Below are 22775 nucleotides of genomic sequence, written 5' to 3' on the forward strand. Positions count from 1 at the left end.
CCCCCGCCCCGGTCATACGGGGTCGGGGGTTGAAACGAGAGTATTACATGCGCTCGGGTGCGCTCACACCCAGCAGGTTCAGACCGTTAGCCAGCACCTGCTCTGCTGCGTTGTTCAGCAGCAGGCGGGTACGGTGCAGGTCGGTGACCTCTTCATCAGCCTTGGGGGCAACGCGGGAGACGCCGTACCAGCTGTGGTACGCCGAAGCGAGCTGCTCCAGGTAGCGGTTCACGCGGTGCGGCTCGTAGAACTTCGCGGCGTCGCGCACGGCGGCGGGGAACTGGCCGAGCACAGCCAGCAGCTCACCGTCAGCAGCCGAGTCGAGCAGGGAGGTGTCCACGCCGTCCTCAACCTTCACGCCAGCCTCCGCGGCGTTACGTGCCACAGCGGCGGTACGTGCGTGAGCGTACTGCACGTAGTAGACCGGGTTCTCGTTGCTCTTGGAGGTCAGCAGGCCCAGGTCAATGTCGATGGGGGTGTCCACCGAGTAGCGGGTCAGCTCGTAGCGTGCCGCGTCAACGCCAACGGCCTCGACCAGGTCCTCGAGGGTGACCACGGTGCCGGCGCGCTTGGACATACGGACGGGCTTGCCGTCCTTGACCAGGTTCACCAGCTGACCGATCATGACCTCAATCTGGTCGGCGCGGTAGCCAAGAATCTGGGCGATAGCCTTCAAGCGGCCCACGTAGCCGCTGTGGTCAGCACCGAGCATGTAAATCGCCACGTCGGCAGGGTTTACCGCACGGGTCATCTTGTCCTGGTAGTAGGCGATATCGCCCGCCACGTAGGCGTGGTTGCCGTCAGACTTGATGACCACGCGGTCCTTGTCGTCACCGTAGTCGGTGGTGCGCATCCACCATGCGCCGTCAGCCTCGAAGAGCTGGCCGTTCTCACGCATGGTCTCAAGCAGGGCGTCCACCTTGCCGCCTTCAAACACGGAGTTCTCGTGGAAGAACACGTCGAAGTGGGTGCCGAACGCCGCCAGGGACTCCTTGATCTGATCGAACATCAGGTGAGTACCGATTTCGCGGAAAATCTCTTCGGGGTTCTCAGCCTCAAGCGCGTCGGGGCGCTGAGCCAGAATCTGGTCCTTAATGTCAACAATGTACGCGCCAGCGTAGCCGTCCTCGGGGGTCTCCTCACCGCGTGCAGCGGCAATCAGGGAGCGCACGAAACGGTCAATCTGGGTGCCGTGGTCGTTGAAGTAGTATTCGCGCACCACGTTAGCGCCCTCAGCCTCAAGGACGCGGGCGAGCGCATCACCGACGGCAGCCCAGCGGGTGCCACCCAGGTGGATGGGGCCGGTGGGGTTCGCGGACACGAACTCAAGGTTGATGGTCTTACCGGCGAACTTGTCGCTACGGCCGTATGCTTCGCCAGCCTCAACGATGGTGGCGGCAAGCTCACCGGCAGCTGCGGCGTCCAGGGTGATGTTCAGGAAGCCGGGGCCAGCAATATCTACGGATGCGACACCGGGGATGGCGCCAATCTTCTCAGCCAGAAGAGCTGCTGCCTCGCGCGGGTTCTTGCCCACCTTCTTGGCGAGCTGCAGAGCGACGTTGGTTGCCCAGTCGCCGTGTTCGCGGGACTTGGGGCGCTCCACTCGGACGGCGGGCAGTTCAGCGCCCTCCACGAGGGTCAGCTGGCCGGAGGAAATGGTTTCTTCAAGGGCAAGCGCAATGGCTTCGGAGAGTTCTTCAGGAGTCATAACAAACTATTCTAGCAAGCCTTGGCAGGTGCCTGACCCGTTATCTAGTGCTTATCTGATACCATAAGTGGGTTGCCTCTGTAGCTCAGCGGATTAGAGCACCAGTTTCCGGTACTGGGGGTCGAAGGTTCGAATCCTTTCAGGGGCACGATGTTCTTATTCGAGAGGGAACACGGGAGCCGATACTCACACAGCGGGTGTCGGCTCCTTTTTATTTAACGTCCACCTCTGGGCAAGCGTTCATACGGCACTCTCCAACACCAGAGCGTGGACACTACCCGCCTCCCTATTGTGGCAACGCTCGCACCCTTGAGAGAATGGGGAAACGCGCACACCGTTCACATCAGCACGGCCCAAGTCACAACAGCGGAGGTAACCCGATGACCACCATGCGCCAAATCCAGCTCACCGAATGGGGCGACGAAAGCGTTCTGCACGAAGCAAACGTACCCATCCCCTCGCCGGTGCGCGGTCACGTGCTCATAAAGACGGTTGCCGCCGGTGTCAATCCGATTGATGTGACCACTCGCAAGGGTCTGGGTCCCGCCGCTCAGCTGGCAGATCCGTCGTACAAGCCCTTCGTGCCCGGCTGGGATGTTGCCGGCACCGTGGTTGCTACCGCCGGCGACTACACAGGTTTTAAAGTGGGCGACGGCGTATTTGGTCTTGTTTCTTTCCCCTCCCCCGCCGGCGCGTACGCCGAGTATGTTCTCGCCCCGGCGCATCAGCTGGTGAAGGTGCCCGCCGATGTTCCCTGCGCACAATTGGGCGGCGCTCCCCTAGCGGCGCTGACCGCATACCAGGCACTCTTCGAAGTAGCGCGATTGAAGGAAGGCGAGCGCGTGCTCATTCACGCCGGTGCCGGAGGGGTCGGTCACCTCGCCGTTCAGCTGGCGGCTCAGGCGGGCGCTCAGGTTTTTGCGACCGCTTCCGCGGCGAACCACGAGTTTGTGCGCTCGCTCGGTGCCCAGCCCATTGATTACCGCACCGAGGATTTCCGTGCCGTACTGGGGCAGACCATGGACGTGGTGCTCAATTCCACCGGTCAGCAGACCTTCCTCGATTCGCTGGAGGTGCTGGTTCCCGGCGGCCGTATTGTGACCCTGACCAGCCCCGATCCGCTGGATGTGGCGCGTGAGCGCGGCTTTGAGGCGCAGTGGCTGACGGTTCACCCGGACCGTGTGCAGATGCAGGAGATTGCCCGCCTCATGTCCCTGGGCCTGTTGAAGGTGCACGTGGATCAGGTGCTTGATTTTTCGCAGGCTGCGCAGGCTCACGCCCTGGTGGCGGCGGGACGCACCCGCGGCAAGATCGTACTGGTTCCCTAACGCGGCGCTGATTTATGCAGACTTCTGAGAGCGCGCCGAAGATTGAGGGCGCAATGAACGCTGAGGGTGCGATGAACGCTGAGAATACCGAGTACCGCTGCGGTTTTTACCGCGAGGCGGGCTTTTACGATGCCCACTCGCTACCCGACTACGGCGCGCAATCGCCGGTAGCTCGCGAGGCGTTCGCCTACGACTTCTTCCCCGCGGCTGTTGAAAGTTCTTCCCCCGCGCCGCTGCTTGTGTGGGTTCACGGTGGCGCCTGGCGCTTCGGCACCAACCAGGCCCTACGCGACACCGTCCTGCGCACCCCTAACGGGGAGCAGCCCAACACCCAGGCGCTCATGCGCGCCGCCTTTCAGCAGGCAGGCTGGGCGGTCGCATCCATCAACTACCGGTATTCGCATCAGGCGCTCTTCCCCGGCGCCCTGCACGATGTGAAGGAGGCGGTGCGTTTCTTCCGCGCCAACGCGCACGAGTTCGGTATTGACCCGCAGCGCATTGCGGTAGCGGGCGGAAGCGCCGGCGGGCACCTGAGCATGCTGGTTGCGCATACGGGAGATTCCGCCGCAGAGAGTTCCGCGAGCGCGCCCGAGCACGAGGAATACTTTGAAGGCAGGGCGGCGAGCGCCTACCCGCACCATAGTTCGCAGGTGGCGGCGGCGGCTTCGTTTTACGGGGTCAGCGATTTGAGGACCATCTTCACCGACCGTCCCCTGGCTGGCTACGCCCTCGATCACCCCGAGGATGACGGCGCCGAATGGCGACTGCTGGGAAGCACCTACCCGGTGCCCGCCGATGCGTCTACTATCGACGCGTCCAAGGGTGAGCGGGCGGTTCCGGGTGTCTGCATCGAGCGTGCCCAAAAGAACTGGGAGCGTGCGCATCCTATCGATGCGGTACGCCCCCAGAAACGAGTGAATAAGTTCGAAAGTGCCTTAGCACAGGGTGCAAGCGGCGGTGCCACGCCCCTCATGCTCGTGCACGGTATTAGTGATTCGTGTGTGCCGTACCAGCAATCGGTGCGGGTGTATCAGGTGCTGCGCACGCGGCAGGTGCCTACCGATTTGGTGCTGGTTCCGGATGCCGAACACGGGGATTCGCGCTGTTTTAGCCCCGAGATTGTTCAGCAGATGCTGCAATTTCTGAACCGTACTGTCTGACCAGAGTGATTGATCAGACGGTGATTGATTCAGACGGTGATTGACCAGATGCGGGTTTAGCGAACGCGGCGGTTCACGTATTCGTGCTCAAGGCGGTAACGTTCGAGGTCATCAAAAGCAACGCGACGGTGCGTGTTAATGCGCTCGAACGGAATATCTCCGCGCTCCAGCAGGCGAACAACGGTCGGGCGGGATACGCCCAGGTAGTCTGCCGCCTCCTGCGTGGTCATCAGGCGGTCCTGGCGTACCACGCAGACATCCTTACGGTCGGCGAATGCGCGCGCTACGGAGGTGAGGGGTCCGTACATTTCGGGAGAAATCTGTACGCGCTCGCCGTCGCCGGTGACCAGGTAGAGGGTTTCTTCGGCGCTGAGGCGGTCGAAGTGGGTGCGCAGACTCGCGTGAACGAGGGCTTGGAAGAGTTCTTCGCAGCGGTGGTGAATTTCTTCCTGCTGCCCATCTTCGCAGCAATCCAACACTGCAGCACGTGTTGCCGGGTACGTCTTTGGTGATGGCATAGTCACTCCTTCGTTACTGTGTTATTCACCACTGTAGCAGTTGAACGAAACTATCGAAAGAAAGTTAAGAAGCACAGTTAATTCGCATCTGTAGTGCATATAATTCAAATGAATATTTATTAGCTATATAGATAGCATTTGATGTTATTTATTATATCTTAACTACCCTTTTGAGGGCCATCATTCCGCCGCTGCCCACCCCGGGTTCCCGCGAACAAACCCAAATATGACAAACAAAGCACACCCCAAGCCCACCGCGGGCAAGGCGAGTACACTGGATAGGATATGTCTGAGCAGAAATCCACGAAGAAACACGCAGATACTTCTAAGGCCCCCCGCACCGCCCCCACCATGGCGAGCATGGCAGCCGCAATCCACGCGGCAAAGGTACGATCCTCCGAAAAAACCGGTGCAAAAACCAGTGCAAAAACCGGCGAAAAGACCGCAGCTAAAACCGCTGAGAGCAACGCGGTAAATAACGGCGCCCCGAAGAAGGGTGCGCAGAAGAACAGCGCCCAGAAGAATAACGCAGACCGCCAGAACTCCTCCCGCGGTGCCTCCGAACGCAACTCCAACGCCTCCCGCTCCAACCGACGCGGAGGCGGTCCCAACCGCGCCCGCAAGCAGGGCAACCAGCAGGGCGGCAACCAAAGCAACCAGGGCAACCAGCAGGGCGGCAACCAGCAGAACCGCCCGGCACCGCGCCGCTACGAGCCGCTCATCCCCGAGGTCATCACCTACCCCGAAGAGCTGCCCGTCAGCGAACGCCGCGAAGACATCATGAACGCGATCCGCGACAACCAGGTCGTCATCATCGCGGGTGAAACCGGCTCCGGTAAAACCACCCAGATTCCCAAAATGTGCCTCGACCTGGGCCTGGGCGCAAAGGGCCTCATCGGCCACACCCAGCCGCGCCGACTCGCCGCACGCTCCGTCGCCGAACGCATCGCCGAAGAACTCGGACAGAAAATTGGCGAAACCGTCGGCTACCAGGTGCGATTCACCTCCGAAGTTGGCGAACACAGCGCCATCAAGCTCATGACCGACGGCATTCTGCTCGCCGAAATTCAGACCGACAAGCTACTGCGCCGCTACTCCACCCTCATCATTGACGAGGCGCACGAACGCAGCCTGAACATTGACTTCATCCTCGGCTACCTCAAGCGCATCCTGCCGCAGCGCCCGGATCTGAAGGTCATCATCACCTCCGCGACCATCGACCCGGAACGTTTCGCGCGCCACTTCTCCCCCAGCTACGTGCCGGGCAAGGGCATCGTCGACGAAAACCTCAGCGCCGAAGAACGCGAAATCGCCGAAGCTATCCTGCCCGACGACGCGCCGCCCATCATTGAGGTGTCCGGCCGAACCTACCCCGTGGAAATCCGCTACCGCCCGCTCGACGAGGAAGACTACCTCAGCGACGACGAAATCGAAGACGACCACGACCCCACCGACGGCATCCTCGACGCCATCAAGGAGCTCTCCAAGGAAGCCCCCGGCGACATCCTCATCTTCTTCTCCGGCGAACGCGAAATTCGCGACGCCAAAGACGCCATCGAGGCAATGGTTCTCAAGTCGCCGCGCCTGAACTACGAAGTGCTACCCCTGTACGCGCGCCTCTCGCTCGCCGAACAGCACCGCGTGTTCTCCCCCGGATCCCGCCCGCGCATCGTACTCGCCACGAACGTTGCCGAAACCTCGCTGACCGTGCCCGGCATCAAGTACGTCATCGACACCGGCACCGCACGCATCTCCCGCTACTCGGCACGCACCAAGGTTCAGCGCCTGCCCATCGAACGCATCTCGCAGGCAAGCGCCAACCAGCGCTCCGGTCGATGCGGCCGCGTCAGCGACGGCATCGCAATCCGCCTCTACTCCGAAGAAGACTTCAACTCGCGCCCCGAGTTCACCGACCCCGAAATTCTGCGCACCAACCTCGCAGCCGTCATCCTGCAGATGATTGCAATCGGCGTGGTCCGCGAACCCGGCGACATCTCCCGCTTCCCGTTCGTGCAGCCGCCCGCATCCCGCGCCATCAACGACGGCGTGAACCTGCTCCGCGAGCTCGGCGCGCTCACCGAACGCCCCCGCGCCCCCCGCAAGGTCCGCGGCAATAGCGCAACCCTCACCGCCATCGGCCGAGCCATGGCGGCATTCCCCGTGGACCCGCGCCTGGCCCGCATGATCATCGAAGGCGGCCGCCGCGGCTGCGCCAAGGAAATGATGGTGCTCGCCGCCGCCCTGACCATCCAGGACCCGCGCGAACGCCCCGCCGACGTGCGCGCCGAAGCAGACGCCATGCACGCCCGCTTCATCGACGACACCTCCGATTTCTCCTCCTTCCTGCTGCTCTGGGACTACATCAACGAACAGCAGGCGGCGCTGTCCTCCTCGCAGCTGCGCAAGATGTGCCACCGCGAGTTCATCAACTACCTGCGCATCCGCGAGTGGCAGGACCTCTTCGCGCAGCTACGCGAAATGGGACGCACCGCCAACATTCACGCCAGCGGCGGCAGGGACATCAACGCCTCCGCCCACGAAATCGACATCCACAAGAGCCTGCTCTCCGGCCTGCTCTCGCACGTGGGCGCCAAGGAAGAACGCGAAAAGGACTCCAAGGGACGCAACCGCGGCCCCCGCGAATACCTCGGCGCACGCGGCACCAAGTTCGCGATCTTCCCCGGCTCCGGCCTGTTCAAAAAGAGCCCCGACTGGGTGCTCTCCGCCGAACTCGTCGAAACCTCCCGCCTGTGGGCGCGCACCAACGCCTCCATCGACCCGCAGTGGATCGAAGAAATCGGCAAGCACCTCATCAGCGTGCAATACTCCGAACCGCACTGGTCCCTCAGCTCCGGCGCGGCAGTCGCCTACGCCAAGGGCACCCTCTTCGGCCTGACCATTTACGCCGACCGCCCCGTGCAGTACGCCCGCGTAGACGCCGCAGCAGCCCGCGAACTGTTCATCCAGTCCGCCCTCGTCGAAGGCCAATGGCACACCCAGCACAAGTTCTACCTGCGTAACCAGCGCGCCCTCGCCGAAGTCGAAGAACTCGAAGCACGCCTGCGCCGCCGCGACCTGCGCGTAGACGACTCCGTACTCTTCGCCTTCTACGACGCACGCATCCCCGCCCACGTGACGGATGTGCGCTCCTTCGACAAGTGGTGGAAGCAGGCACGTCTCGAAGACGACAACTACCTGGACTTCAACCCCGAAAAGCTCATCAACGAGGAAGCCGCCGACTACGACGACTCCCAGTTCCCCCGCCAGTGGGTGCAGCGCACCGACAGCGGCGAACTGACCCTCGACCTGCGCTACGAATACGCCCCCACCGCCGGCATCGGAGGCGCCCGCACCGACGCCGCCAAGCGCGACGGTGTGGCCGTGCAGGTACCGATTCTCTTCCTCAACCAGCTGAGTCCCGAACCGTTCCGCTGGCAAATCCCCGGCCTGCGCCACGAACTCGTCACCGCACTCATCAAATCGCTCCCCAAGGCGATTCGACGCAACTTCGTGCCCGCACCCGACGTGGCACGCGCCGCCTGCGCCGCCCTGGAAGAGGACTACTCCCCCGCCACCGACGAACTCATCCCCTCCCTGGCACTCGTACTACGCCGCCTGCGCGGCGTCGTTGTCGAGCCCGAAGCCTTCAACTGGGACGCCGTGCCCGAACACCTGAAAATGGGATTCCAGGTGCGCAACGCACGCAACAAAATCCTCGGCGAAGGCAAGGACCTGCGCGCCCTGCAGCAGCAGCTCCACAAGGAGATCCGCAGCGCCCTCGCCGACTCCCTCGGCGCATCCGACGACACCATGGCAAAAATGGTGGCGCTCGCCCAGGGCGGCACGGGCAGCTCAGGCAACTCGGGTAGCTCCGCGGCTTCTGCGAAGAAGGGCGCGAAAAACGCACAGGGCGGCACCGCGCAGACGGCACAGCCGACCGACGCACACGGCTCGCAGGTACGCGAAATCAGCGGCCTCACCGAATTCCCCGCCGACCTCTTCCCCAACGGAGAAATCCCCCGCAAGGTACAGCGCATCATCGCCACTCAAGCGGTCAACGGCTACCCCGCCCTCGTCGACGAAGAAACCAGCGTAGGTCTGCGTATCTTCCCCACCGAAGCCGAACAGCTCCACGCCCAGCGCCGCGGCATCATCCGCCTGCTCCAACTGCAGGTGCCCTCGCCCGTACGCTACGTGAGCGAACACCTCTCCCACAAGGAGAAAATCGTCTTCACGCAGAACCCGCACGGCTCCATCGACGAACTCATCCGCGACTGCACCGTCGCGGCACTCGACCACCTCGTGCCGCACACCCCCATCTTCACGTACGCCGAATACAGCGAACTCTACGAGCACGTACGTGCCGAACTCATCGAGACGGTCTTCGACGTCACCAAGCTCGTCGCCGAAATCCTCTCCGAAGCCACCGCGCTGAAGAAGGCCATCAAGAAGGCAACCTCGCTGACGACCATGCACGCCGTCTCCGACGTGAAGGCACAGATGGAGAACCTCGTCTACCCCGGATTCGTGGCGAAAACCGGCTACGACCAGCTGGTTCACATCCCGCGCTACCTCAAGGCCGCCCAGGTGCGCCTGACGAAGCTCGGCCCGAACCTGCACCGCGACAACCAGCTCATGCTCACCGTGCAGGACCTGGAAGACTCCTACGATAACGCGGTCAAGTCGCTACCGGCAGGCACCATCGTGCCGGATGCGCTCCACCGCGTGAACTGGATGATTGAGGAGCTGCGCGTCAGCTTCTTCGCACAGGAGCTTGGTACCGCCTACACGGTGTCTGAGAAGCGCATTGCAAAGGCTCAGCGTGAGGCGCTGGACGCTATCAAGCGTTAGATCTTGAGACTACCGGTTGTGCGGACGGCGGTGTTCGTCCTCGCTCCTACAGGGGAACCCGCCCTCGCTTCGCTTCGGGCACCCTGATGTCGCTACGGACGACACCGCCTTCCGCGGTAGGTTCCCGCCTCGGCTTGCGCCGTGAACGGCAAAGAGCCCCCGCACGATCACCTCGTGTGGGGGACTCTTTGTGTCTCTACGGTTTTCTACACCCGATGGGTCGGCAAGCTATGCACTTCCTCCGCTCCTACAGGGGAACCCGCCGCGCCCGGACGCTCCGCTCTTCCTTGCTCCGCTGCGGAGAGCGCCCGGGACGGCACCCTGATGTCGCTTCCGGAAGGCATAGCCGCCTCCCACCCGTGAATTGGCAAGAGTAACCAAGAAGGTTAGGCTGCCGCCTCGCAGAAGGTCACCGTCACGGAGCCGTTACCGCGCTCGCGCATCCACTGCGGCGCATTCTCAGCCGAAACAATCGCGCCCTCGCTCACGGACGGTGCAATGTACGAGCCGCCCGCGCCACCTGCGCCGCCCTGCATCGTGTAGCCGACGCCCTGACGCACGCCAGTCGGGCTGTTCAGCCACTTCTGGGTCAGCACAATCGAGGAGACGGACTGCGCCGCGCCGGAACCGCCGCCTCCGTAGCCTGCGCCGCCGCCACCGGACACCACGGACTGGTAGCCGTTGAAGTTCTGTGCGTACGCGCCCTCGTCATGGTAGATGTCCAGGTCCCAGCTGCGGTCCTCGTAGGTGCCCTTCTCGTGCACGCTGGCAGGGTTCTCATCCAGCTGGTAGGAGTACGCGCCCGCACCGTCACCGCCGTTGCCCGCGAAGCCGCCCGTGCCCGCGTTACCGGCAACAAACTGGCTGAACAGCACCTGGCTGTTGGTGGTTTCAAAGCCGATGATGGGGCCGCTAACCGGCAGGGTGCCTGCCGCGCCGCCTGCACCGCCTACGCCCGCTGCGCCGCCGAAGCCGGAGTTGTAGGTCAGGACCTTGGTGCGTTCAGCCTTGTAGATTTCGGAGCCGGGGGTGCCGTTGGAGCCTGCCGCTGCGGAGGCGCTACCCGCCGCGTCGAACTGCGGGGATGCATCCGAGCCGAGGGGCGCCACACCTGCGTCGATCTGGCCGTCGAGGTTGGAGTACCAGGGGTCTGCGTAGGACACGCCGGAGCTGGTCATGCCCGCGCCGCCACCGCCACCTGCCACAGCTACGACGGCGCCGTCGATGAGCAGTGCGGAGGAGCCGCCGCCGGATGCGGCGTAGACCTGGCTCTTGGAGTTCGCCGGGTCCGCGTACTTGGCGTCGACCTGCGCGGTGATGTTGCCGGGGATGGTGTAGACGGGTACGGAGCCGCCGTTACCGTAGCCTTCACCGCCGGCGGTGGGGGTGAGGGAGCCGTCACCAATACCGCCTGCTGCGGCGATGATTTGCACGGTGGAGCCGGGGGTGACGGGAATGATGCCGCTGACCTTCGCGCCGGATCCGGCCGGGGTCATGCGGTTGTTGGTGCCGCCTGCGCCGCCAACCAGCTCGAAGCGGAGCTTGTGAACGTTGTTGGGCACGGCGAAGCTCTGCACGGTCTTGGTGCCTTCGTCGGTGCCGGAGATGTTGTACGCCGGGTGTGCGGCAAAGGTGCAGTCTGCCGCGACGGACGCTGCGTAGGAGGGGATGGTTGCGGAGGCTGCGACGACGGGTGCCGCCCAGGCTGCACCGGCGACGAGCTTGCGGCGGGTCATGGAAGTAGACATGGTATGCCCTTTATTCAGTTGGGGTGATGTGTGTGTCGCGGATGCGGGAGCCTGTAGGTCTGCGCCCGGACGCTGAGGAAAAGCATACCTTGAACCTCAGCTTTAACATAAATCCCTGGTTAGCTAAATCCCTGGTTAGCGCACTGTATGGGTGCCTTTGGACGCCTCGCGCTCCCTTCCTGCGCTCCTGCAGGGGAACCCGCCGCACCCGAACGCTCCGCCGATCCTTGCTCCGCTCCTCCTTGCTTCGCTACGGAGAGCGCCCGGGGTGGCACCCTGATGTCGCTTTTGGGTGGTGCGGCTTTATGCGAGCCGCACGTTCCGTCCGCGTACGCAACGCCAGCAGAGGGTCTGCAAGTTCTCGGGCTCGTTGTTGCCGCCTTCGGAGAGCGGCACCTTGTGGACGACCTCTAGGATGAGGATTCGTTCACGCATGATGGAGTTGCTGCATCCGGGGTTTTGGCAGGTGTAGTTGTCGCGTTCTTTGATGCGTTGGCGCAGTTGGGCGGTCATGAGGGTGCGTTCGCCGCCTTCGGGCCACGCCCAGCGTATTTTGCGTTCTAGGGTTTCGGAGAGCGCGTCGAGGGTTGGGGTGTCGAGGGTGACGGTGACGGCGCGGTTTTCTTTGCCGCCGGGCGAGGCGTATTCGAAACGGTAAACGGGGTACGGCACGGTCAGTCCCACGTGGCAGACGTTGAGTTTGTTCCAGAACTCGTTGGCGTATTGCTTGGTGATGAACTGGGGCGGGTTGATGTGTGCGAGCATGTCGTCTTCGCGGCGTCGCACGTTGTCGATCGCGGTTTCGAGGCGCGCGATATCGTCGGAGAGTCGTTGTACGTCTTTGAGGGTTTGCAGGTCGGCTTCAATGTGGAAGTATTTGGTGAGGCTACCGATGGGGTCCCGCTCAGCTTCTTGGATGGTTGAGGCAGAAGCGGTGTAGACGTGCGGGTGGCGTCCTTCAGGTTTCTTCTGTAGCAGCGTCTGCCAGGTTTTGGGTTGTTGAACTTCGACGGTGGCGAGGTGGCTGTACATGCCGTTGGTGGGGGTGCCGAGTTCGTAGATTCCGCGAGTGTAGATGTCGTGTATGTAGCTGGCGACTTCGTTGTATTCGCTGGCGAGTGTGGCGGTGCGTTGGCGGTGCGTCTGGAATTCGGGGGATGCGAAGTACCGGTTTTTGCGGATGGTCAGGATGATGCCCAGAATGAGCACGATGATGACAACGCCAAGGATGACGTACCAGAGGGAGAAGGCGAGGCATACGGCGAAGAAGATGCCGAACCCTTTGAGGAAGGATTTCACGGGTGTTCCTTTGCGATACGGCGGTGTATCTGTGAGTGATAGATTTCCTCCATTAGAGTATCGGAGGTGGGTACCACGCGCAAAGCTTTTGGTCATACCAGTGAGCTATTGAAAAGGTTCGGCGGCAGGCTTACACCTTCCGGATGCGCCCTCAGGGTGCCCGAAGCGAAGCGAGGGCGGGTCCCCTGCGACGGCGCAGAGGAAGTGTGTAAGATGCACGCCTTACAAATGCAGGCTTGGCGGAGCCAGCAGAAGGCCGAGAAGGTGACAGCTCCCTCCCCCTCCAGTTCGTTATGCCGGTATCGTGCACCCAAGCCCCGCACTTACTGAACCGGGGCCGAGTGTTTCACCTACGAGGCGGAGGGGTGGTGTCCTCCGTCGTGATGTCCGAGGCGCTGAGCGGTGCGAACGTATTTTCCGGATGCGCCCTCAGGGTGCCCGAAGCGAAGCGAGGGCGGGTCCCCTGCGACGGCGCGGAGGAAATATACGCAGCACCGCCTCCAGAGCATGCATAAGAACAAGGAGGAGCACCCCCTCCGCAAACCCAAGAAACCAAAAAGTTAAACACAAAACCCCTTAGCCGTAAAGCTAAGGGGTTTATCTGTGCGCGATACTGGGATCGAACCAGTGACCTCTTCCGTGTCAGGGAAGCGCGCTACCGCTGCGCCAATCGCGCTCACAAAACAGTTGTTTTGTTGCGAGGTGAGGACGGGATTCGAACCCGCGTACACGGCTTTGCAGGCCGCTGCCTAACCACTCGACCACCTCACCGCATACGCTCCACGAAGGAACGCGTTCGAACTCTTGGAGTCCTTACGAGCGGTTGACGAGACTTGAACTCGCGACATCCACCTTGGCAAGGTGGTGCTCTACCAACTGAGCTACAACCGCATATCAGCGTATTCAATTTGAATCATTCCGAGGAGTTTTTCGCTCCGTCGTGCTGACAGGTAAATACTATACGGGGTTTTTGAGTGTTTGCCAAATCCTTTGCCAATTACCCTATGTTCCGCGTGTTTCCGGGGCAGAACGGGGTGTTTTGCTTTGTTTTTGAGGAGCGCGAGCAAAATTTATTTCCATGGTGCCGGTCACATTTTCAGGGTTTTGGGGTGGTTACTGGTCCCGTGAGGGTAGCTGCGGGCGCACGATACCCACTGAGCATCCACAAAATTTTTCAAAAGAGAACGAAAAGGAGGGGCGGGGAACCGGGTCCCCTACCCCTCCCCTATGAAATCCGCACCGGAAATCCGCACCGGCGAAAACGCCAGGCTCATGTTTTCTAGAGTCTCTAGAGTTCTTCGAAGAAGAGTCGCTCGTAGACCTTGCGGGCGTTGCGGGTTTGGCGCAGGTAGTCCTCTTCGAGGGCGCGTGCACTGCCGGCGGGGTATCCGCACCAGCGGGCAATCGCCTCCAAATCGTCACGACCTGAGGGCAAAGTATCCGACTGGCGTACGCCGCGTAGCACGTTGCCGCCGCGAATCTTCGTGGCAAGCAGCCAGGCGCCGCTGAGGATTTCAGCGTCCGCAGCCTCGACCAGTCCCGCCTCAACCGCCGCGTCCAGCGCTTTCAGGGTGGAGGTGGTGCGCAGCCCCGGCACGGCGTGCGCGTGGCGTAGTTGCACAAGCTGGACCAGCCATTCCACGTCGGAGAGTCCGCCGCGGCCGAGCTTGAGCTGGCGGGTGCGGTCGGCACCGTGCGGCATGCGTTCGTTCTCGACGCGCGCCTTCATGCGGCGAATCTGCTGCACCTGTTCGGGCGTGAAAGTTGCCGGGTAGCGGTACGGGTCGATGAGCTCCACGAAGGCGTGCCCGAGCTCCTCGTCGCCGGCGATGGGGCGGGCGCGGGTGAGCGCCTGGAATTCCCAGGTTTCCGCCCAGCGTTCGTAGTAGGAGCGGTAGGAGTCCAGCGAGCGCACGATAGCGCCCTGCTTGCCTTCGGGGCGCAGGTCGGCGTCCACTTCGAGGGGCCGTTCGGCGCGAATGGCGGGCTTGACGGGCTGTTTGAGGAGCGCCAGGGTGCGGTTGACGATGCGTGCCGCCTGTTCCTGTGCGGCGTCTTCGTCGGCCCCGTCGAGGGGTTCGTGGACGAACATGACGTCCGCGTCGGAGCCGAAGCCGTTCTCTGCGCCGCCGAGGCGGCCCATGCCGATGACGGCGATGCGGGTGAGCAGCTTCTCCCCCGCTGCCTCCTCAGCTTCGGCGGCTTCGGTAGCTTCGGCTGCTTCGGCAGGTTCAGTACTTTCCTGTGCCGCCTGGAGTTCGCGCAGGGCAATCTGCAGCGCCGCACCGATCGTGCACTCGTCAATGGCGGCAAGACCGGCGCAGGTGTCCTCGATGTCGACGATGCCCAGCGTCCAGCCCATGGCGGTGCGCAGGGTTTCGCGGCGGCGCAGGTAGCGCACGGCGCGCATCGCCTCGGCGGCGTCCTCGTGGCGTGCCAGCAGGGAGGAAATCTCGGAGGCGAGCGCCTCCTCCCCCAGCGGTTTGAGGTCGGCGACCTTGTCCAGCCAGGCGATGGATGCTGAGGCGTCCTCGAGCAGGTCGGTCATGAGACGCGAGCTGGAGAGCAGCTGGCTGAGGCGTTCGGCGGCTGCGGGTGAGTCGCGGAGCATGCGCAGGTACCAGCTGGTGCTGCCGAGCGATTCGGAGACGATGCGGAATCCGAGCAGGCCGGCGTCCGCGTCCACACCGCAAGCGAACCAGCCCAGGAGCACGGGCATGAGGTGACGTTGAATGTCTGCACTGCGGGAAAGACCCGTGGTGAGTGCCTTGATGTGGCGCATGGCGCCGCGCGGGTCGCGGTAGCCAAGGGCAGCCAGACGGTCCTGTGCCGCCTGTTCGCTGAGCACCACTTCGTCGCGGCTGAGCGTGGAGACGGCGGCGAGTAGCGGGCGGAAGAAGATTCGCTCGTGCAGTGAACGGACGTTCCGTTTAATTTTCTGCCACGCCTTGAGCATCTGCTCGGCGGAGAGCGTGCCGTTGCGTTCCGGGGACAGAATCGAGCGGGCGAGGGCACGCTGTTCGGCGTCCTTCTCGGGCATCAGGTGGGTGCGGCGCAGCTGCTGCAGCTGGATGCGGTGCTCCAGCACTCGCAGCTTCTTGTAGTCGCGGCTGAACGCCTCGGCATCGGTGCGGCTAATGTAGCTGACGGCGGTCAGCGCCGCCAGGGAATCCACGGTGGATTTGGTGCGCACGGCGGGGTCGGTTCGACCGTGCACGAGCTGCAACAACTGTACGGTGAACTCAATATCGCGCAGACCGCCCGGTCCCAGCTTAATCTGGCGATCCACCTGGTGCGAGGGAATATTGTCGGTCACGCGGGCGCGCATCGCCTGCACGGATTCCACAAAGGAATCACGGGCGGCGGACTCCCACACGAAGGGGTCGATTGCGCGGGCGTAGCGGGCGCCCAGCTGCGCCGAACCGGCGATGGGGCGCGCCTTGAGTAGCGCCTGGAACTCCCAGTTTTCGGCCCAGCGTTTGTAGTACTGAACGTAGGATTCGACGGTGCGAACGAGCGGGCCGTCCTTGCCTTCGGGGCGCAGGTTCGCGTCGACCTCCCAGAGGGCGGGTTCGGGTGCGGGGCCCATGATGGCGCGGGTGAGGGCGTGCACGAGCTCCGTGCCGATGGCGGAACATTCGTTCTCGGTGAGCTTGAGCGGGGCGCTCTCCCCCTCCACCCCGGTATTGGCTGCCCCGGTATTGGGCGCGGCAGCGGGTTCTACGGGCGCAACCACGTACACCACGTCAACGTCAGAGATGTAGTTCAGCTCGCGGGCACCGCACTTACCCATGCCAATAATCGCCAGGTCCAGGGCATCTACGGCTTCGCCTCGGCGTGGAGCCACCAGGCCGGGGCCCAGCCCCTCCGCTACCTCGGTACGCGCAATGGCGAGCGCACCCTCCAGCGCGGCAGCAGCCAAATCGGCGAGGTGACGACCGATGGTGGGCATCATTTCGACCGGGTCTTCACAGCACACGTCGAGCAGGGCGATGCGCGCCAGGGCGGCACGGTAGGCAACGCGCAGGGTCACGTAGCCGTCTTTGCCGGTCTGTTCGGCGGCAGCGCGCGGACGCTCCGCACGGGGGTCGGCGCCGAGTGCGGTGAGGATATCGCGGCGATAGGGGGTGTCCAGCGGTGCGATGGGGGTCAGGAATTCCCCGTCGGTTTCCGGCAGAATCGACGCCGGGTGCTGGGAACGAATCAGCACGCTCTCAGCCGGGTACACCTGCGTGTCGAAGAGCGGGTCGATGAGCTCGGGGCGGCGGTAGAGAAAATCGCCAATCGCCTGGGAGGCACCAAGCAGGCGGTACATGCCGAATTCTTCTTTGCCGCGGTTGGCGCGCTCGGCGACCGCCGGGTGCTTCTCGATGAGGCGCACGAGGGCGGGCAGGGCAATATCCGGTGAGGGGGCGAGGTGCAGCCCGGCAAAGAGCGCATCCTGCGAGACGTGCTTCAGTTCGGGTGCGTTGAGCCAGCGTTCGGCCTTGGACGGGTCGTGGAAGCCGGTGGCAATCATGCGGGTGTGCATGCGTAGCTGGGCTTTGCGTTCGGCTTCGGCGCGCTGCTCGTCGTCGAGCGCGTCGGGGGCAATGTCGGTGAGCGGTTTGGGTTCTTTGGCGGGGTCGATAATGCGGATGAGCCCGGTGGCCGGGTAATGGGAGCTGTCAGTCATAGCGTGAGAACCGTGGGTAGAGATCGGTGGGTAGAGACCTGTGGGTAGAGACCTGTGGGTAGGGAATAGATCCGTGGGGTGGAGAGTAAAGATTTCGGCGAAGACAAGTAATGCTGATACGCCTGTGGGCGGTACCCGCCGGCATGTTGACCGGTAGCGGGTACCGCCCTGAGGCTGTCAGCGTTCACTCATCGTCCGAGGAGGTGAAAGGATCCAGCCGTTAGAGGATTCCGAGGTTGTGCTTGAGCTCGTACGGGGTCACCTGAGCCTGGTACTGGTCCCAGTCGGCGCGCTTATTGCGCAGGAACTGCTCGAAGACCTGCTCACCCAGAACCTCCGCCATAAACTCGGATTCTTCGGTGATGTTGATGGCTTCACGCAGGGATGCGGGTAGCGGGTTGTAGCCCATGGCGCGGCGTTCGGCGTTGGTCATGGCGGCGAGGTCTTCGGTCACGGCGGGCATGAGTGGGTACTCGTTTTCGATGCCCTTCAGGCCTGCGGCGAGAATCACCGCGTAGGCGAGGTACGGGTTCGATGCCGAATCCAGGCCGCGGTACTCGATGCGTGCGGACTGCATCTTGTTCGGCTTGTACAGGGGCACGCGCACGAGCGCGGAGCGGTTGTTGTGGCCCCAGGAGACGTAGGAGGGCGCCTCGCCACCGCCCCAGAGACGCTTGTAGGAGTTGATGAACTGGTTGGTGACCGCGGTGAATTCGGGGGCGTGCTTGAGCACACCGGCAATGAAGTGGCGTGCGGTCTTGGACAGCTGGTATTCGGCACCGGCTTCGAAGAATGCGTTGGTGTCGCCTTCGAAGAGGGAGAAGTGGGTGTGCATGCCGCTGCCGGCGTACTTGGTGAAGGGCTTGGGCATGAAGGTGGCGTACATGCCCAGCGAGTAGGCGACTTCCTTGATGACGGTGCGGAAGGTCATGACGTTGTCGGCGGTCTGCAGGGCGTCGGCGTGGCGCAGGTCGATTTCGTTCTGGCCGGGGCCGGTTTCGTGGTGGCTGAATTCGACGGAGATGCCGACTTCTTCGAGCATGGTCACTGCCTTGCGGCGGAAGTCCTGCACGATGCCGCCGGGGGTGTGGTCGAAGTAGGATTCGTAGTCCACGGGCACGGGGAATCCGTCAGCACCGAGCTTGGAGGATTCGAGCAGGTAGAACTCAATTTCGGGCGAGGTGTAGCAGGTGAAGCCCATCTCGGCCGCCTTGTTGAGCACGCGCTTGAGCACGCCGCGAGTGTCGGAGGCGCTGATCTCGCCGTCGGGGGTGAGCACGTCACAGAACATGCGGGAGGTGTAGTCTTCCTCGCCGCGCCAGGGCAGAATCTGGAAGGTGGAGGGGTCCGGCTGCAGCAGCATGTCGGATTCGTAGATGCGGGAGAAACCCTCAATCGAGGAGCCGTCAAAGCCCAAGCCCTCATCGAAGGCGCTTTCTACTTCAGCCGGTGCGAGCGCAACGGATTTGAGGGTGCCGACCACGTCGGTGAACCAGAGGCGGATGAAGCGGATGTCGCGCTCTTCGATGGTGCGCAGTACGAATTCCTGTTGACGGTCCATGAGTTGCCCTCTCGGTGCGGGCGCGCATCCGCACGGTACCCGTCTGTGGGTGGCGGAGGCGCGCTAAATTTGCTGCCGAGGTGCGGAAGACCCTGCTACGAAAGGCCCAGCTGCGGAAGACCCTTCATGTCCCGTAGGTTCCAGAAGATTCCAGAGGATTCCAGGGGGGTGCGGCGGGCGGCGTGCCAGCGGTGCTGGCGCCTCCTTGCCCCGGCGTGTGTCCTGTTGTTATCTAGCCTATCGGGTTCTGCTGTGTGGCGGGTGGGTGGGAGGTTTCGTTTGTGTAAATTCTCGCTTGTGTGCTGCGGTAGCTCAGATTCTGGGCGGTGCTGGGGTGATGGAGGGTGACCGCTCCCCCACTTTTGCTACGGTCGGGTGGTTACTCCCTACCTATGCTTGTCTACCTGTGCCCAGATAGTCGGCATATGACGGTTCGCGGGGCGTGTTCAGGGTCGCCTTGCGATAATGGGGGTATGCTACATTCCATTCTTCTTCCCTCGACCGTACAGCTTCCGCTGGCGTCCAGCATCGTCGCTGCCGACCCCACCGGTTTAGAGTGGCTGCTGCTTATTGCGGCACCGGTTGTTTTCTGCATTGTCTACCTGGCGTGCATTATGGCGATTGCGGCGTTTGGTCCGCTGGTCATGAGGAACAACAAGTCTGGCGGCGCAACCTACCTGCTGGACCGCCCTTCCCGCGTGGCGTTTAGGACTCGCACCGTGGCGTTCTTTGCTGTGGTGGGTGCGTTTGTGGAGCTTCTGTGGCTCGGTTATACGGGTCGTGTGGGGTCGATTGCGGTCATTCCGATTCTTCTCTTCACGTGGTCGTGGAAGTTCGCGTTCTTCTTCCTGCCGTTGCAGCTGATTCGTGCCTGGTATGTGCACGCAACGCGCGGCAAGTATGATTCTCTCTCCGCTGAGGGCGCTCAGCGCCGTGAGAAGCTGAACCGCAAGAGCGCCTACGAGGTGTCGAAGATGATGCAGCGTGAGCCGCAGCAGTTCGCGATGAGCAAGGAGCTGCATACGCTGGCGCGCGGTCAGAAGATTGCGGGTGTGCGTCCATTCCAGAACCTTGACGAGGCGGGCAAGAAGCGCCGCACGAACTATACGGTGGAGCTGGCTGTGGCGCTCATGCAGGCGCGTGCCATGAACCCCGGCAAGCTTCCTTCGGAGGCGTTCGGTGAGAGCATCCTGGGTATGGGTGTTGGCATAACGTCTGATCGCGCGGTGGAGCAGACCTGGTTGACTCTGTGCACGGAGCGTGTCAACGCACCGGATGCGCCGAACTACCCGGATTCGCTGTACCCGGTTGCGGCTCGTTTTTCGCTGTTTACCACAATGTCACTGTTGCAGCCGGTGATGGGTCGCCCCTATTCGCCGTTTACTGCTAAGGATGCGCGCCGTTTTGTTCCACGTGATTTCTCGGCGGATACCGTGCTGTTGAAGACTGAGGAGCTGGGCAAGAAGGCTCTGGCGCAGAGCGCGATTTTCCGTCAGATTCATGAGCGTCTTCTGCCCTTGCATCAGCAACAGCCTCAGCTGGTGGATGGCCGCGCCCTGGCGTATTGCGGTGCCCTGCAGGCGACTGTGGCGAAGGCTGAGGCAGAAAGCCAGCGGTTGACGAGCCAGATTCTGGCGGCGGCGGCTTCTGAGCGCGGCATCCTGTCCTATGGTTTGTTCTCGCAGATTGCTGAGGATTATCAGTGTGTTCAGCGTCTGCTGAATCTGATGGTGAAGGCGACCGCGGACATTGAGCGTTTTATCAATGCGGTGGAGGCGCTGGTGCAGATGCATTCCGGTCCGGTTCAGCCCTCCGGTATTGCGTACGAGAAGGCGCAGATGGAGTACATCGCTGCTCTTCTGGACGTTATTGTCTTCTCTTCGCACGCCCCGCTTGCCGGCTCTATTCAGGCGTCGTACGCCCTGCTGAAGGCAGACTATGAGGCGTTTACTTTCAACACCACCGATGAGTTGAGCCGCAGCTACTGGTTGCAGTACGCGAAGAACGCGGTGAACGCCTGCGATACGGGGCTGTCTCAGGGTTATGAGGGTTTCTTCGGCACCGATGACGCGGCGAAGAAGGCGTGGGAGTCCTACGCGGAGGACGTTGTGAAGGAAGTCTGCACCTACTCGATTACCCAGCTCTACTGGGATGCGCTGGTGCAGCAGGCGCTCATTCAGCGCGATCTGCCGCGCGAGTTTGAGGATGCTTCTTCCGCTATTCCGGAGCTGATGAATAAGAACGCCGCTGCGTCGTTCCCGACCTACTACATCAACCTCATCTGGAACTAGGCATAGTTGTTCCCTCGTGGTGAGCGGTACGCCAGGTTGGAGCCGTACAGGGTTAGAATAGTCAGCATGACTACTGAGCGTTCTTCCGAGATCTCTTCGCCCTACGCGGCACAGCCTGCCGCTACCTCCGCGGATGCTCCCGCGACTGCTTCTGCATCCGCATCGGCACAGAAGCCTTTTGACCTGGACACCGTCAAGAAGGTGCGTACCGTTCACCTGGCGCAGGCCAAGGCGACCGGGCAGAAGTTCTCCATGCTGACCTGCTACGACGCCCTGACCGCGCAGATTTTTGATCGCGCGGGCATCGACATGCTGCTGGTGGGCGATTCCGCGGCGAATGTGGTGCTCGGTTACGAGTCGACCCTGACCATTACCCTGGATGAGATGATTCCGATGGTTGCGGCGGTTTCTCGCGGCGCTTCCCGCGCCATGGTGGTTGCCGATTTGCCGTTTGGTTCGTATGAGCAGTCCCCGCAGCAGGCGGTGGCGAGCGCTGTTCGCCTGATGAAGGAGGGCGGCGCGCACGCGGTCAAGATTGAGGCGGACGCTTCGATGACCGAGTGGGTTCGTGCCCTGGTGCGTACCGGTATTCCGGTGGTGGCTCATGTTGGTTTCACCCCGCAGTCGGAGCATGCCCTGGGTGGTTTCCGGGTTCAGGGCCGCGGCGATGCGTCTGCGCGTGTTCGTGAGGATGCGGTGGCGTTGGCTGAGGCTGGCGCGTTCTGCGTGCTCATGGAGATGGTGACCGCCCAGACCGCGCAGCTGGTGGATGAGGCTGTGGGCGCCGTGCCGACCATCGGCATTGGTGCCTCGAATGTGACGACCGGTCAGGTGCTGGTGTGGCAGGACATGATGGGTGTTCGTTCCGGTCGCGTGCCTCGTTTTGTGAAGCAGTTTGCGCAGGTTGGCCAGGTCATGGAGGACGCTGCGCGTGCTTATCGTGAGCAGGTTCGTTCGGGTGAGTTCCCGGCGGCTGAGCACACTTTTGAGTAGGCTTTAGGCTGAGAAGAAAGCCTGAGAAAAAGCTTGATGAAGAAAGACCCCCGTATCCGGTGTTTCCGGGTGCGGGGGTCTTCTGTGTCTCAAACTTTTTGTGGTGTTGGTAGCCTCAAACAACGCCGGGAGCGTTGAATCTTTAGCTCCAGTCGCTGTCCTTATCCCAAGCTTCGTTGCGTTCGCGGGCGCGGTCCATGGCGTGTGCCGCCTCCTCGTAGGTTTTGAAGGGGCCCCACAGGGAGGTGACGGCGCTCTGCTGGCCGTGCTCAACCTCGCCGGTTTTGAGGTTGTACCAGTACTCATCGGGATGCGGGCTGGTGGCTTCGGTCGCCGAGTTCAGGGTCTTTTCGACCGCCGATTCGATGGCTTCGCTCAGGCGGTTTTTCTTCTCACTCATGGGTTCTCCTTCGATGGTGAGGGGTTGGTGTTTCTAGCTTCTCACGCGCAGGGGTTCGTGGCAATGTGGCAGGCGGGGCTTCTCACGGTCCTCCTCCCCTCCCGGTCTTCTGTCCCTGCCTTCCACCCCGCACACTTTTACCGCTCGCGTGCATGAAATTTTATTCACAATCTGGGAAAAAGGTACGGCTTATGTATCCGCCGCTTTTTAGCGCTCCCGCAAGGGACACAACCCGCCCGCGCC

Annotated in this window: 12 protein-coding genes and 4 tRNA genes; 6 read left to right on the plus strand and 10 right to left on the minus strand. The window is 62.5% G+C overall.

Translation table 11 applies throughout. The features are described 5' to 3' along the window. Nucleotides 1-43: 43 nt before the first annotated feature. Nucleotides 44-1708 (minus strand): arginine--tRNA ligase, encoded by a 1665-nt coding sequence (gene argS / locus RM6536_RS00775; protein ID WP_060823651.1) that lies wholly within the window; start codon nucleotides 1706-1708, stop codon nucleotides 44-46. A 74-nt stretch (nucleotides 1709-1782) separates the two neighbouring features. On the opposite strand from argS, the gene RM6536_RS00780 reads away from it, so the two are divergent. From RM6536_RS00780 to RM6536_RS00790, 3 genes are all read left to right on the plus strand, one after another. Next, a tRNA-Arg gene (locus RM6536_RS00780) sits at nucleotides 1783-1856 on the plus strand. 232 nt (nucleotides 1857-2088) lie between these two features. Continuing rightward, nucleotides 2089-3036 (plus strand): NADP-dependent oxidoreductase, encoded by a 948-nt coding sequence (locus RM6536_RS00785; RefSeq protein WP_060823652.1) that lies wholly within the window; start codon nucleotides 2089-2091, stop codon nucleotides 3034-3036. Between the two features lie 14 nt (nucleotides 3037-3050). After that, nucleotides 3051-4196: an alpha/beta hydrolase gene (locus RM6536_RS00790; RefSeq protein WP_060823653.1), complete on the plus strand. Its 1146-nt coding sequence runs from the start codon at nucleotides 3051-3053 to the stop codon at nucleotides 4194-4196. A 56-nt stretch (nucleotides 4197-4252) separates the two neighbouring features. Here RM6536_RS00790 and RM6536_RS00795 read toward each other — a convergent pair whose 3' ends face one another. Further along, complete coding sequence (locus tag RM6536_RS00795) at nucleotides 4253-4714, minus strand: helix-turn-helix domain-containing protein (RefSeq protein ID WP_060823654.1); 462 nt, start codon at nucleotides 4712-4714, stop codon at nucleotides 4253-4255. 285 nt (nucleotides 4715-4999) lie between these two features. On the opposite strand from RM6536_RS00795, the gene hrpA reads away from it, so the two are divergent. Further along, the gene (hrpA, locus tag RM6536_RS00800; RefSeq protein ID WP_060823655.1) at nucleotides 5000-9565 is read left to right on the plus strand and encodes an ATP-dependent RNA helicase HrpA; all 4566 of its coding nucleotides are present in this window, start codon (nucleotides 5000-5002) and stop codon (nucleotides 9563-9565) included. Nucleotides 9566-9951: 386 nt separating this feature from the next. Here hrpA and RM6536_RS00805 read toward each other — a convergent pair whose 3' ends face one another. The 7 genes from RM6536_RS00805 to glnA all read right to left on the minus strand — a co-directional run bounded on the left by RM6536_RS00805 (nucleotide 9952) and on the right by glnA (nucleotide 18848). Continuing rightward, the gene (locus RM6536_RS00805; RefSeq protein ID WP_060823656.1) at nucleotides 9952-11313 is read right to left on the minus strand and encodes a hypothetical protein; all 1362 of its coding nucleotides are present in this window, start codon (nucleotides 11311-11313) and stop codon (nucleotides 9952-9954) included. Between the two features lie 303 nt (nucleotides 11314-11616). After that, nucleotides 11617-12612, minus strand: coding sequence for an HNH endonuclease (locus tag RM6536_RS00810; protein WP_060823657.1), 996 nt, complete (start codon nucleotides 12610-12612; stop codon nucleotides 11617-11619). Between the two features lie 604 nt (nucleotides 12613-13216). Further along, nucleotides 13217-13288, minus strand: a tRNA-Val gene (locus tag RM6536_RS00815). A 24-nt stretch (nucleotides 13289-13312) separates the two neighbouring features. Further along, nucleotides 13313-13383 (minus strand) — tRNA-Cys (locus RM6536_RS00820). 47 nt (nucleotides 13384-13430) lie between these two features. Next, nucleotides 13431-13503, minus strand: a tRNA-Gly gene (locus tag RM6536_RS00825). 397 nt (nucleotides 13504-13900) lie between these two features. Beyond that, entirely contained in the window at nucleotides 13901-17287 is a 3387-nt protein-coding gene (locus RM6536_RS00830; protein WP_171840165.1) for a bifunctional [glutamine synthetase] adenylyltransferase/[glutamine synthetase]-adenylyl-L-tyrosine phosphorylase, read from the minus strand. A gap of 220 nt (nucleotides 17288-17507) precedes the next feature. Continuing rightward, the gene (gene glnA, locus RM6536_RS00835) at nucleotides 17508-18848 is read right to left on the minus strand and encodes a type I glutamate--ammonia ligase (protein WP_012903787.1); all 1341 of its coding nucleotides are present in this window, start codon (nucleotides 18846-18848) and stop codon (nucleotides 17508-17510) included. 473 nt (nucleotides 18849-19321) lie between these two features. Here glnA and RM6536_RS00840 point away from each other — a divergent pair, with 473 nt between their 5' ends. Next, on the plus strand, nucleotides 19322-21139 hold the full coding sequence (locus RM6536_RS00840; RefSeq protein WP_060823658.1) for a hypothetical protein: 1818 nt from the start codon (nucleotides 19322-19324) through the stop codon (nucleotides 21137-21139). 66 nt (nucleotides 21140-21205) lie between these two features. Beyond that, nucleotides 21206-22132: a 3-methyl-2-oxobutanoate hydroxymethyltransferase gene (gene panB, locus RM6536_RS00845; protein WP_060823659.1), complete on the plus strand. Its 927-nt coding sequence runs from the start codon at nucleotides 21206-21208 to the stop codon at nucleotides 22130-22132. A gap of 142 nt (nucleotides 22133-22274) precedes the next feature. Here the strand turns inward: panB and RM6536_RS00850 are convergent, their stop codons facing one another. Next, nucleotides 22275-22532, minus strand: coding sequence for a hypothetical protein (locus RM6536_RS00850; protein WP_081094631.1), 258 nt, complete (start codon nucleotides 22530-22532; stop codon nucleotides 22275-22277). Nucleotides 22533-22775 lie beyond the last annotated feature (243 nt).

This window comes from Rothia mucilaginosa (assembly GCF_001548235.1).
Classification (GTDB): domain Bacteria; phylum Actinomycetota; class Actinomycetes; order Actinomycetales; family Micrococcaceae; genus Rothia; species Rothia mucilaginosa_B.

Excerpts from the sequence above, each read along its gene's own strand:
- argS (WP_060823651.1), bottom strand. The coding sequence starts at position 1,708 with ATGACTCCTGAAGAACTCTCCGAAGCCATTGCGCTTGCCCTTGAAGAA.
- RM6536_RS00785 (WP_060823652.1), top strand. The coding sequence starts at position 2,089 with ATGACCACCATGCGCCAAATCCAGCTCACCGAATGGGGCGACGAAAGC.
- RM6536_RS00790 (WP_060823653.1), top strand. The coding sequence starts at position 3,051 with ATGCAGACTTCTGAGAGCGCGCCGAAGATTGAGGGCGCAATGAACGCT.
- RM6536_RS00795 (WP_060823654.1), bottom strand. The coding sequence starts at position 4,714 with ATGCCATCACCAAAGACGTACCCGGCAACACGTGCTGCAGTGTTGGAT.
- hrpA (WP_060823655.1), top strand. The coding sequence starts at position 5,000 with ATGTCTGAGCAGAAATCCACGAAGAAACACGCAGATACTTCTAAGGCC.
- RM6536_RS00805 (WP_060823656.1), bottom strand. The coding sequence starts at position 11,313 with ATGTCTACTTCCATGACCCGCCGCAAGCTCGTCGCCGGTGCAGCCTGG.
- RM6536_RS00830 (WP_171840165.1), bottom strand. The coding sequence starts at position 17,287 with ATGACTGACAGCTCCCATTACCCGGCCACCGGGCTCATCCGCATTATC.
- glnA (WP_012903787.1), bottom strand. The coding sequence starts at position 18,848 with ATGGACCGTCAACAGGAATTCGTACTGCGCACCATCGAAGAGCGCGAC.
- RM6536_RS00840 (WP_060823658.1), top strand. The coding sequence starts at position 19,322 with ATGCTACATTCCATTCTTCTTCCCTCGACCGTACAGCTTCCGCTGGCG.
- panB (WP_060823659.1), top strand. The coding sequence starts at position 21,206 with ATGACTACTGAGCGTTCTTCCGAGATCTCTTCGCCCTACGCGGCACAG.
- RM6536_RS00850 (WP_081094631.1), bottom strand. The coding sequence starts at position 22,532 with ATGAGTGAGAAGAAAAACCGCCTGAGCGAAGCCATCGAATCGGCGGTC.